6 protein-coding genes and 1 pseudogene are annotated in these 12,159 nt (G+C 68.3%); 6 read left to right on the forward strand and 1 reads right to left on the reverse strand.

Going from position 1 to position 12,159, the window contains the following annotated elements; all coding sequences use genetic code 11:
* Positions 1-116 precede the first annotated feature (116 nt).
* The 5 genes from A7E77_RS15290 to A7E77_RS15310 are packed head-to-tail and all read left to right on the forward strand — an operon-like array spanning position 117 to position 8,592.
* A complete protein-coding gene (locus A7E77_RS15290) occupies positions 117-1,637 on the forward strand; it encodes a tryptophan halogenase family protein (protein ID WP_063689345.1) in 1,521 nt (506 codons plus the stop codon).
* Positions 1,634-3,097, forward strand: coding sequence for a tryptophan 7-halogenase (locus tag A7E77_RS15295; protein WP_226341777.1), 1,464 nt, complete (start codon positions 1,634-1,636; stop codon positions 3,095-3,097). The genes A7E77_RS15290 and A7E77_RS15295 overlap by 4 nt, the downstream gene beginning before the upstream one ends.
* On the forward strand, positions 3,094-4,641 hold the full coding sequence (locus A7E77_RS15300; RefSeq protein WP_063689347.1) for a tryptophan halogenase family protein: 1,548 nt from the start codon (positions 3,094-3,096) through the stop codon (positions 4,639-4,641). Before A7E77_RS15295 ends, A7E77_RS15300 begins: the two co-directional genes overlap by 4 nt.
* Complete coding sequence (locus A7E77_RS15305; protein WP_063689349.1) at positions 4,638-6,434, forward strand: glycoside hydrolase family 9 protein; 1,797 nt, start codon at positions 4,638-4,640, stop codon at positions 6,432-6,434. The genes A7E77_RS15300 and A7E77_RS15305 overlap by 4 nt, the downstream gene beginning before the upstream one ends.
* 25 nt (positions 6,435-6,459) lie before the next feature.
* Positions 6,460-8,592, forward strand: coding sequence for a GDSL-type esterase/lipase family protein (locus tag A7E77_RS15310; RefSeq protein ID WP_226341778.1), 2,133 nt, complete (start codon positions 6,460-6,462; stop codon positions 8,590-8,592).
* A 16-nt stretch (positions 8,593-8,608) separates the two neighbouring features.
* Here A7E77_RS15310 and A7E77_RS15315 read toward each other — a convergent pair.
* Positions 8,609-10,051, reverse strand: a pseudogene (locus tag A7E77_RS15315) (GH1 family beta-glucosidase).
* Positions 10,052-10,218: 167 nt separating this feature from the next.
* Between A7E77_RS15315 and A7E77_RS15320 the strand changes: the two are divergent.
* Entirely contained in the window at positions 10,219-12,144 is a 1,926-nt protein-coding gene (locus A7E77_RS15320; protein ID WP_063689351.1) for a sialate O-acetylesterase, read from the forward strand.
* Positions 12,145-12,159 lie beyond the last annotated feature (15 nt).

Consider the following 12,159-nt stretch of genomic DNA (forward strand, 5'->3'; position numbering starts at 1 on the left):
TCTAGTGTGATTTTCGAGCAACATTGGCGCATCGTCGGAACTGCTGTAGGGACATTGATCAGACAAGACGCCGCACGAGTGGGAGCGCCACCATGGGGCGTCGGGAAGGGATGAGGATGGCCGGGGAACGGCAACGGACGACCCGCGTCGTCATCATCGGCGGCGGGACTGCGGGCTGGATGACTGCGGCGGCGATCGCGCGCTTGCTGCCGCATCGCGCCGAGGTCCACCTGATCGAATCGGAGGCGATCGGCGTGGTCGGCGTCGGCGAAGCCACCCTACCCCATATCCGCGCCTTCAACGAACGGCTCGGCATCCCCGAAGCGGAATTCATGGCGCGGACGCGCGCGACGTTTAAGCTGGGGATCGAATTTCGCGACTGGGGCGCGATCGGCGACAGCTATATCCACCCGTTCGGTACGTTCGGCACCGGATCGGGCGCGGTCGATTTCCACCATTATTATACGCGACTGCTGCGCGAGGGCGCCGAGCTGCCGCCGCTCGACCGGCTGTCCTATGCCTGCGCGCTGGCGCGCGAGGGGCGGTTCGCCATGCCGGAGACGGACCGGCGGTCGCTCGCGGGGACGTTCGGCTATGCCTATCAGTTCGATGCGCTGCTCTTCGCGCCCTATCTGCGCGGTCTCGCCGAAGAGATGGGCGCGCGGCGCAGCGAGGGGATCGTCGTGGATGTGGCGCGCGATGGCGTAAGCGGCGATATCGTCGCGGTGACGCTGGCCGATGGCACGCGGATCGAAGGTGACCTGTTCGTCGACTGTTCCGGCTTCCGATCGCTGCTGCTGGGCGAGGCGTTGGGCGAGCCGTTCGAGGACTGGTCGCGCTGGCTGCCCGCCGATCGGGCGGTGGCGATGCCGTGCCGGACGGAGACGGCGGTGACGCCCTATACCAGCGCGATCGCCATGCCGGCGGGGTGGCGCTGGCGCATCCCGCTGCAGCACCGCACCGGCAACGGCTATGTCTATGCCAGCGGCTTCCTGAGCGACGATGCCGCAGCCGCAGCGCTGCGCGGCGTGGTGGAGGGCGAAGCGCTCGCCGACCCGCGGCCGCTGCGCTTCAAGGCGGGGCGGCGGCGGCAGAGCTGGTCGCACAATTGCGTCGGGATCGGGCTGGCGAGTGGATTTCTGGAGCCGCTCGAATCGACCAGCATCTATCTGGTGCAGCAGGCGATCACGTTGCTTGTCGAGCTGTTCCCGGACGGGCGCACCAGCGCCGCGGATCGCGACGAGTTCAATCGTGTGATCGACCTGGAATATGACCGGATCCGCGACTTCCTGATCCTGCACTATCACGCGACGACGCGGAGCGATTCGCCGTTCTGGGACTATGTGCGGACGATGCCGATCCCCGACAGCCTGTCGGAGAAGCTGGAGCTGTGGCGCCGGCGCGGTCGGGTGGTGAAATATCGCGAGGGCGTATTCCTGGATGCGTCGTGGATCGCGGTCTACATGGGCCAGGGCATCGTACCGCGGGGCTGGGACCCGCGCGCCGACGTTCCGCCCGAGGGCGACGTGTGGCGTGGCATCGGCAGCCTTGCCGAACAGATTGCCGCAGAGGTGGCGCGGCGGCCGGGGCATCGCGCGTTCATCGATGGCTACTGCCCGATGGCGGAGGCGGCGTGACGCAGGACCGCGCCATTCGCAGCATTCTGGTGGCGGGTGGCGGGATCGTCGGCTGGCTGGCCGCAGCCGCACTGAAGCGCCGCGCGCCGTTTCTAGAGGTGACGCTGCTCGATACCGCGCCGTCGCCGAATGCACTGGCCGATCGGATCACCTGCACCCTGCCCTCGCTCGCCGGTTTCCATGCCGATCTGGGCATCGGTGACGAGGATGCCGTGGTGCGCACCGGCGCCGGCTATCGCCTGGGCACGCGCTTCATCGGGTGGGGACGCGACGACGCGGACTATGTCCACGCCTATGATCATTATGGCCAGGCGTTCGGCGCGACGGCATTTCACCTGCACTGGCTGCGCGTCGAGCGGGAGGGGGCGGTGCCGCGGTTCGAAGCGTTCGCGCCCGCCGCCGCGCTCGGTCGGGCCGGGCGATACGCGCCGCCGACGCCGGGGACGATCTTCGCCCGGCATCAGCCCGGGCTGACGCTGGACCTGCCGCGCTACACGCGGATGATCCGGGCCTTTGCCGCCCATGTCGGGGTGGACGTGGTGGCGGGAGAGATCGGCGACATCGCGCGCGACGATCGTGGCGGGATCGAAGCGGTGGCGCTCGCCGATGGGGGAAGGCTGACAGCGGACCTGTACGTCGATGCGACTGGGCCCGAAGCGCGGCTGCGCGATGCGATCGACACCGCGTGCGACGATTGGAGCGCGTGGCTGCCGTGCGATCGGGTGATGCTGGCCGATGGGCCGCCGGCCGAGCCGCCGCTGCTAACGCCCGTCACCGCGCATGCGGCGGGCTGGTCGTGGGACAGCGGCACGCAGCGCGGTATCGTCTATGCGGCCGACCGGCTGACCGATGACGATGCAGCGGCATTGCTGGGGACGGCCGGTGCTGCACCCATGACAATCCGACCGGGGACGCGCCGGGAGCCATGGCGTGCCAATTGCGTCGCGATCGGCGATGCCGCGACGGCAATCGATCCGCTGGAATGGTGCAACCTGCACCTGGCGCTGAGCGCGATCGATCGCCTGATCGCGATGCTCCCCGACCGGGACATGGCGCGGGTGGAGGCGGCGGATTTCAATCGCCAGACGCTGGCGGAGGCGGAACGCGTGCGCGACATGCTGGCGCTGCATTATCGCGCGACCGCCCGACCGGAACCGATGTGGCGGGCGGTGGTCTCCGCGGAGCCGCCGGATAGCCTGGCCCATACCCTACGCCAGTTCGAAGAGCGCGGGCGCCTGCCCTTCTACGAAGAGGAAACGTTCACGCGCGACGGCTGGGCGGCGGTGATGATCGGTCAGGGGATACGCCCGCGGCGGATCGATCCCTTGGCGGACGCCGTGCCGCTGGCCGATGCGCATGCGGCGATGCATGGCATCACCGACGCTATCGCGGCGGCGCTGCCGCACGCCCCCACCCATGCCGCCTGGCTCGCGGCGCAAGCGAGGCGCCTAGCCCGATGACCCTGCCCGTCCCCGACCATGCCATCCGCAATATCGTCATCGTCGGTGGCGGCACCGCCGGCTGGATGGCCGCCGCCGCGTTCTCGCGCCTGCTCAACACCGGCTATACGCGCGTCACGCTGATCGAATCGGAAGAGATCGGTACGGTCGGCGTCGGCGAAGCGACCATCCCGCCGCTGCTGAATTTCAACCGGATGCTGGGGATCGACGAGAACGAATTCCTCGCGGCGACCGCAGGCACGTTCAAGCTGGGCATCGAATTTCGCGACTGGGGCGCGATCGGCGATCGCTACATCCATCCGTTCGGCACTTTCGGGCAGGATCTGCAGGGCATAGCCTTCCATCAGCTGTGGCTGCGCGAACGCAGTCGTCGCGCGATACCGGACATCACCGCCTGGTCGATGAGCGCGCAGGCGGCGGCGCGCGGGCGGTTCGGCCGGGCGCGCGAGGATGCGCGCTCGCCGGTGCGCGAGCTGTTCTACGCCTATCATTTCGATGCCTCGCTCTATGCGCGCTATCTGCGCGGCTATGCCGAGCGCGGCGGCGTGACGCGGATCGAGGGGCGGATCGCCGACGTCCGGTTGCGGGGCGAGGATGGCTATGTCGAGGCGCTGACGCTCGCCGACGGGCGGCAGGTGGCGGGCGACCTGTTCATCGACTGTTCCGGCTTTCGCGGACTAATGATCGAGGAGGCGCTGCACACGGGCTATGAGAGCTATGCGCAATGGCTGCCTTGCGACCGGGCGGTGGCGGTGCCGTGTGCGCTGCCCAATGCGCGGGAGCCCGATCCCTACACCCGTGCCACCGCTCGTGCGGCCGGCTGGCAGTGGCGTATCCCGCTGCAGCACCGGATGGGCAACGGCTATGTCTATTGCAGCGACTTTCTGTCCGACGAGGCGGCGGAGTTCGACCTGCTCGCCAGCCTTGCGGGCGAGCCGTTGGGCGATCCCCGCCGCCTGCGCTTCACCGCGGGACGGCGGCGGCAGAGCTGGAACCGCAACGTCATCGCGCTGGGGCTGTCGAGCGGCTTCATCGAACCGCTCGAATCGACCAGCATCCATCTGGTCCAGGCGGGCATTCAGCGGATCGTCGCAATGTTCCCCGACACACGCTTCGACCCCGCCGAACGCGACGAATTCAACCGCCAGCTGCACGATCTGTACGAGGACATCCGCGACTTCATCATCCTCCATTATGCCCAGACCCGGCGGACCGACACGCCGTTCTGGGATCGCGTCCGCACCATGCCGCTGCCCGACAGTCTGACCCGCAAGCTGGACCTGTGGCGCGGGAAGGGGCGACTGTTCCGCGAAGGCTATGATCTGTTCAGCGTGCCGAGCTGGGTCGCGGTGTGTCTGGGCCAGGGACTGGTGCCATCGACCTGGGAGCCCGCCGCAGACGCGCTGGACGAAACTCTGGTCGCCGAGGCGATGGAGACGATGCGGCGCGGCTATGCGGACACCGCCGAGCGGCTGCCGACGCATGGCGATTTTCTGCGGATGGTGGCCCCCTCCCCGCTCGCCAATTGGGGGCAGACCCGATGAGCACGGCCTGGGCGCTGCTGTTACCGCTGGCGCTGGCAGGCGCGGCGTCAGCACCGCCGGCGGTGCATCTCAACCAGATCGGCTTTCGCCCCGACACGGCGAAATGGGCGATCCTGTCGGACGATGCCAAGGCGCCGCTGCCGTGGCGCGTCATCGATGCAAGCGGCAAGGCCGTGGCGGAGGGCAAGACCCGGCCGTTTGGCGATGATGCGGCATCGGGCGATCACGTTCATCAGATCGACCTGAGCGCCGTGCGGGTGCCCGGCACGTATCGGCTGATGGTGGATGGCGTGACCAGCCATCCCTTTGCGATCAAGGCCGACACCTATGCGTCGCTGGCGCGCGCGGCGCTGAACTTCTTCTACCAGAACCGCGCCGGCATCGCGATCGACGCGCGCTATGCCGGTGGTCCGCAATGGGCGCGCGCGGCGGGGCATCCGCATGAGGTCGCGACCTGTTTTGCCGGGCGTGATACCGCCGGCACGGTCTGGCCCGGGTGCCGCTACACATTGGACGTGACGGGCGGCTGGTACGACGCGGGCGACCATGGCAAGTATGTGGTCAACGGTGGCATCGCGCTGTGGACGTTGCAGAACCTCTACGAGGTCAATGCCGCGGCCCCGCCGTTCGCCGATGGCAGCGCGGTGCTGCCCGAGGCCGGCAACGGCATCGACGACCTGCTCGACGAAAGCCGATGGGAGATGCGGTTCCTGCTGGCGATGCAGGTGCCGGATGGCACGCAACTCGCGCTGCCGGTCGGGCCGCAACCACGCCGGCCGATGACCCTGACCAGCGTCGATGCCGGTGGCATGGCGCATCACAAGGTCGCCGATCGCCACTGGACCCCGCTGCCGACCATCCCCGCCGAGGATCGCGAGGAGCGGTTGCTGTATCCGCCGAGCACCGCCGCCACGCTGAATCTGGCGGCCACCGCCGCGCAATGTGCGCGGATCTGGCGCGCGATCGACAAGGCCTTCGCGCATCGCTGCCTGGTGGCGGCGGGCAAGGCCTATCGAGCGGCACTGCGCAACCCGGATATCTATGCCGCTCAGGATTTCGAGGGCAGCGGCGGCTATGGCGACCCGCACCTCGACGACGAGCGCTATTGGGCGACTGCTGAGCTGTATGCGACGACCAAGATGCCAGAGCTGGCCGAGACGCTGCAGCGCATGCCGCTGCATGCCGCACCGCTGTGGGGCGAAGCGGGCTGGGCCAATGTCGGGACGCTGGGGACGATCACGCTGGCGACCGCCGATGGCGTCCCCTTGGCCGAACGCGATGCGGCACGGGCAAAGCTCGTGGCGCTCGCCGACGCATTCCTGGCGGAGCGGGAGCGGTCGGGATATCACCTGCCCTATGCGACCACCGATTATGTCTGGGGATCGAACGGCGCGATCCTGAGCCGGGGCATCGTGCTCGCCCTGGCGGCGCGCTTTACCGGTGAGGCGCGCTATCGCGATGCGGTGGTCGATACCGCCGATTATGTGCTGGGGCGCAATCCGCTGGATCAGAGCTATGTCACCGGCTTCGGATGGAAGCCGATGCAGCACCCGCACCATCGTTTCTGGGCGCATCAGTTCGACGCACGACTGCCGGGGCCGCCGCCGGGCGTGCTGAGTGGGGGAGCGAACAACACCTCGTTCGCCGATCCCGTCTCGGCCTCGCTGAAGGGGCGATGCGTTGCGCAGCGGTGCTGGCTGGACGATTCGCGGGCCTTTGCGGACAACGAAGTGGCCATCAACTGGAATGCGCCACTGGTCTGGGTCGCGGCGTATTTGGCAATGCCGCGCTAGGCATCGGGTTGAGAGGATCGGGCGGATGAGGGCGGCATGGCGGGGCCGGGTGCGGCGGACGACGATGGTGACGGGCGGCGCGTTGCTGCTCGCCGGGATGGCGGCCGCGGGCTGGGCGCAGGGGCCGCACTGGGTGCCGGCCTGGGGATCGGCCCAGATGGTCGCCGCGCAGGCCGAAGCGGACAAGCTGGCAGCGCTGGGGCCGGTGACGGTGCGGCAGATCGTCCATCTCTCGGGCGGTGGCACGATGGTGCGCGTGCGGCTGTCGAACAGCGCCGGCACTGCGCCGCTCCGGATCGACGCCGCTGCGCTGGGCAAGGGCGCGCCCGCCAGTGCTGCCGTTAGCGGCAATACGCCGCTGACCTTCTCCGGCGCACAGGCAGTCACCATCCCGGCGGGTGCCGACGTCTATTCGGATCCGCTGCCGCTTGCGACAAACGCGGGGGACGATCTGACGATCAGCCTGTTCTTCCCCGACGCGCCCGCCACGCGTACCGGCCACCCCGGTGCCCGCGCGACGACCTTTGCCGCGCGCGGCGACCAGACTGCCGCCGCGACGTTGACCGATCCGCAGACGATCGGCGGCTGGTGGAGCCTTGCCGATGTCGAGGTCAGCGGTGGCGGCACGACGGGGACGATCGTCGCGATCGGCGACTCGATCACCGATGGCCGCGGCGTGCGTGACGATGCGAACACCCGCTGGCCCGACGAATTGGCACGCCGCCTGGCCGCGAACCGCGCCACCGCCGGCCTGTCGGTGGTCAACGCCGGGATCGGCGGCAATCGGGTGCTGCTCGACGGCGCCGGCCCCAATCTGCTCGCGCGCTTCGATCGGGACGTGATCGACCGGCCCAACGTGCGCGCGGCGATCGTGCTGGAAGGCGTCAACGATCTCGGCACGCTGACACGCGACCGACCCGTGGATGGCGCGACCCATCGCGCGATGGTTGCCGCCATCACCGCTGCGTACCGCCAACTCGCGGCACGGGCCCACTCGCATGGCATCCGGCTGATCGGTGGTACGATCACGCCGCTGGTCGGCAACGCTAATTATCATGCCGGCCCCGAAACCGAAGCGGACCGGCAGGCGATCAATCGCTTCATCCGAACCTCCGGCACGTTCGATGCAGTGGTCGATTTCGACGCGGCGGTCCGCGACCCGGCGCATCCGGACCGGCTGCTGCCTGCTTATGATACCGGCGACCATCTTCATCCGAACGAGGCCGGCTATCGCGCGATGGCCCAGGCGATCCCGCTTTCGCTTTTCGCCGAGCGACGCATCCTTGGCGCCTCCGCCCCGATTAGGGTCGGGCCGCAGGCCCCGCCGCCGCAGATCGCGCTGACCTTCGACGACCTGCCCGCGCATGGTCCGTTGCCGATCGGCGACGACCGCCTGCGCATCGCGCAGCGCATCCTCGCGGCGCTGAAAGCCGAACGGGCGCCGGCGTTCGGCTTCTACAACGGCGGTTTCGCCAGCGATGCGACCGCGCCCCAGGTGGTCGCGGCGTGGCGGCGTGCCGGGCTGCCGATCGGCAACCACAGCTGGAGCCACGGCAATCTGGCGACGACGGCCGCCCCAGCCTTCCTCGCCGACGTCGCTCGCAACGAGCCGGCGCTGGCTGCGGCCGGCAAGCGCAGCGACTGGCGCTGGTTCCGCTATCCCTTCCTCAGCGAGGGCAAGGATGCGGCGCAGGTCGGAGCGGTGCGCGCAGGGTTGCGGGCCAACGGCTATCGCATTGCCGCGGTGACGATGAGCTTCGGCGATTACGGCTGGAACGACGCCTATGCGCGCTGCGTCGCGAAGAACGACGGCGCGGCCATCACGAGCCTCGAAACCAGCTTCCTCGCCGCCGCACGCGCGCAAGCGCTCCGATCGCGGGCCTTGTCGCAAGCCGCTCTGGGGCGCGACATTCCCTATGTGTTGCTGATGCATCTGGGGGCGTTCGATGCACGGATGATGCCGCGCCTGCTGGCGCAGTATCGCGAGATGGGCTTCACCTTCACGACACTGCAACGCGCGGAAGCGGACCCCTTTTACGCGGCAGCGATCGACTTGGCCTTGCCGGGTCCCAGCCCGATGCTGGAAGCGGCTGCGGCAGCGAAGGGGGTCCCCATTCCCGCCGACGCCCCGCTGCCGCCCGCCACGCTCTGCACGTGACGGGGCGGCGCATGCGTCAGACCAGCGCGTTGCGGCGGATCAGTTCCTTGTACCACAGAGCGCTCAACTTCGGCGTCCGCTTCTGCGTGGCGAAGTCGACGTGGTGGATGCCGAAGCGCTTGCCATAGCCATCTGCCCATTCAAAATTGTCCATCAGGCTCCAGAGGAAATAGCCCTTGAGCGGATAGCCTTCGGCGGCCGCGCGGCGGAACTGGCCCAGGTAATTGCGCAGGTACATGATCCGGTCGGAATCATCGATCAGCCCGCTCGCGTTGACGGGATCGTCCGCCGAACAGCCGTTTTCGCTGATGTAGATCGCCTTAGGCTTCCACAATTCGCTGACCGCCCGCACGCCCCAATAGGCGACCTCCGGCCCCACATACAGCCAGGGCGATGCCATCCGCGGTGAGGAGGGCAGATGCGGCAGCGGCGTGTAGCCGCGCGGGGCCGACGGATCGGCCTTCACATAGGTCGGCGTATAGATGTTGAGAGCGACGAAATCGATCGGACTGCCGATCGCCGCCATGTCGCCCGCCTGCACCTTGGGCGCGTCGGCCCCGGCGGCGGTGAGATAGCTGTCCGGTTAGGCCCCCTCCATGATCGCGGTCAGGAACATGGCATTGTCGTCGCGCAGCGCCTTTTTCGCCGCCTCGATATGATCGGGCGTCTCGATGACCGGAACGAAGATGTTGGCGTTGTCGGCAAGGCCCACCTCGGTCCCGGCCCGCACGTTGGCGCGAATGGCCTGCACCCCCAGGCCATGTGCCAGCACGCCATGATGGCGGACCTGGTTGACCTGTCCCTGGGGCAGCTTCAGCCCCGGCGCGTGGATGCCGACCATATGGCCGAGATCGGTAAAGCAGCGCAGCTCGTTGACCGTCATGAAGCGGTGGACGCGGTCGGACAGCTTGCCCGCCATGAAACCCGCATAGTCGGCGAACGCCTTCGCCGTATCGCGGTTCTGCCACCCGCCGGGCAGCGCCTGAGGCAGATCCCAGTGGAACAGGGTGACGTTAGGCTGGATGCCCGCCGCCAGCAGGCCGTCGATCACACGGTTGTAATAGTCGATGCCCTTCTGGTTCGGCTTGCCGCGACCGTCGGGAAAGATACGCGACCAGGCGAGCGACAGGCGATAGGCCTTTACGCCGAGGGCCTTCAGGAGGCCGATGTCGTCCTTGTACCGGTGATAGCTGTCGCAGGCGACGTCGCCGGTGTCGCCATTGGCAACCTTGCCCGGCGTATGCGAGAAAACGTCCCAATTCGTCTGCCCTCTGCCGTCCTCCGTCACCGCGCCTTCGATCTGATACGAGGCGGTGGCGCAGCCCCACAGAAAATCCTTGGGAAAACTGAGGTCTTGCGGCTTCATCGGATCGGCGCCCGCGACTGTCGCGAAGCCATTCGCCGCCAAACCGGCAGCGCCGCCCAACATGCCCTTCGCCAGAAAATCGCGGCGATCCATGCGCCCTCTCCCATCGTGATATCGTTAGCATAAGGTGTGTCAGAAGATTCGCCCGACGGAAAGCGGCCGACCGCTCTATTGGCTATAGCCTTCTTTAAATCCGATGATGGCGTTACCATTGCCGAAAAGGCGTCACCGTCGAGCGCCGATTATTGAGAGGGTCTGTCATGAAGCCGCTATTCGCCTTGCTCCTGACCGCCACGAGTGCCGCGGCCGGTGCTGCGCCCCGGCTCGATGGCGTCCTGACCGATCATGGTGTGATCCAGCGCGGCCAACCCGTCGACCTGTCGGGCGATGCGGCCCCCGGCGAAACGGTGATGGTGACGCTCGCCGGGCACAGCGTCACCGCCCGCGCCGACCGCAACGGCCGCTTCGCTGCGCAGCTTCCCACGCTGCCCGCCGGCGGCCCCTATGACATGACCATCGCCGCTCCGAGTGGCGCCGCGGTGGTGCGCGACCTGCTGGTGGGCGATGTGTTCCTCTGTTCGGGGCAGAGCAACATGGAGATGACGGTTTCGAGCGCGCAGGACATGATCGCCGACGCGCATGCCCCCGCCGACGACATACTGCGGCTGCTCACCGTAGCGAAGGTGTCTTCCGCGACGCCTCTGACCCGCTTTGCCGAACAACCCCGCTGGGTCGCGGCGACGCCCGAAAGCGTGCCCGGCTTCTCGGCCTCCTGCTATTACATGGTGCAGGCGCTGCGCCGCAGCGCCGACGTGCCAATCGGCGCGATCCATTCGAGCTGGGGCGGGTCGCGGATCAGCGCGTGGATGAGCGACGCCGCGCTGCGCCGTGCCGGCATGGCGGATGCTGCCGACCTGCTGGCGCTGTACGCACGCGATCCCGCCGCGGCCAATGCGCGCGCGATGGCCGCGTGGGAGGCGTGGTGGCGGAAGGGATCGGGCGATGCCGCAGGACACGAGCCTTGGCAGCCGGAAGCGCGGCTCGACTGGCGACCGGTGCCGTCGATGACCAACTTCGAACATTGGGGTGTGCCGGAACTCGCCGATTATAACGGCATGCTCTGGTATAGCCGCGATATCGATGTCTCGGCCGAGCAAGCGCGGGGCCCGGCGACGCTGACGCTGGGCGCGATCGACGATGCGGATCGGACCTGGGTGAATGGCAAGGGGGTTGGCGGCAGCAGCCTGGCGTCGCAGATGCGGGTCTACGCCCTGCCCGCCGGTACGCTGACCGCTGGACGCAACGTCATCACCGTCAATGACGACGACGTCTATGCGCTCGGCGGGATGACCGGCCCGACCGAGGCGATGCGGATCACCTTTGCCGATGGCAGCAGCATTCCGCTGGGTTCAGGCTGGCGTTACGCGATCGCCAAGCGATTGAACGGTGCGGCGCCGCGCGTGCCCTGGGATGACATCAACGGCGCCGGCACGCTGTACAATGCGATGATCGCGCCGCTGAGGCAAACGCACGTCGCTGGCATCGCCTGGTATCAGGGTGAATCGGATACCGGCATCCCAGGATACGACCGACGCCTTGCCGCCCTGTTTGCCGACTGGCGCACGCGGCTGGATAGTCCACAGGCAGCATGGGGCGTCGTGCAGCTGTCGTCCTACGGCGCCATCCCCACCGCGCCGAGCGAGAGCGGCTGGGGCGAGGTGCGCAATGCGCAACGACTGGTCGTCGAGCGCGACGGACGTGCGGGCGTCGCGGTATCGCACGATATCGGCGATCCGCTCGACATCCACCCCGGCGAGAAGCATGCGGTGGGTCAGCGGCTCGCTCGGGTCATGCGCGCCATCGTCTACAAGGACGCGATCGGTGCGTCCGGGCCCGCCATTGCGACAGCCCGTGCGAGCGGCACCGGCGTGGCGTTGCGGTTCACTGGCGTCACCGGGGTGCTCCATGCGCGGGGCGCCGCGCAGGCGATCGGCTTCGAACTGTGTGGCGCTGGGCCGGGGACGTGTCGCTTTGCCGCGGGCACGGTGGGTAACGACGGCGTGATGCTGTCGGGCGACGGCAAGCCCGTCACGCGCGTGCGCTACGCATGGGGGGACAGCGCGATCACCAACCTGACCGACGATGCCGGGCTGCCGGTGGGGGCGTTCGAGATACCGGTGTCCTGAACGCCGGTCCGCCAT

It is taken from the genome of Sphingomonas sp. NIC1, from assembly GCF_001638925.1.
Lineage (GTDB): Bacteria > Pseudomonadota > Alphaproteobacteria > Sphingomonadales > Sphingomonadaceae > Sphingomonas > Sphingomonas aquatilis.

Excerpts from the sequence above, each read along its gene's own strand:
- A7E77_RS15290 (WP_063689345.1), top strand. The coding sequence starts at position 117 with ATGGCCGGGGAACGGCAACGGACGACCCGCGTCGTCATCATCGGCGGC.
- A7E77_RS15300 (WP_063689347.1), top strand. The coding sequence starts at position 3,094 with ATGACCCTGCCCGTCCCCGACCATGCCATCCGCAATATCGTCATCGTC.
- A7E77_RS15305 (WP_063689349.1), top strand. The coding sequence starts at position 4,638 with ATGAGCACGGCCTGGGCGCTGCTGTTACCGCTGGCGCTGGCAGGCGCG.
- A7E77_RS15310 (WP_226341778.1), top strand. The coding sequence starts at position 6,460 with ATGAGGGCGGCATGGCGGGGCCGGGTGCGGCGGACGACGATGGTGACG.
- A7E77_RS15320 (WP_063689351.1), top strand. The coding sequence starts at position 10,219 with ATGAAGCCGCTATTCGCCTTGCTCCTGACCGCCACGAGTGCCGCGGCC.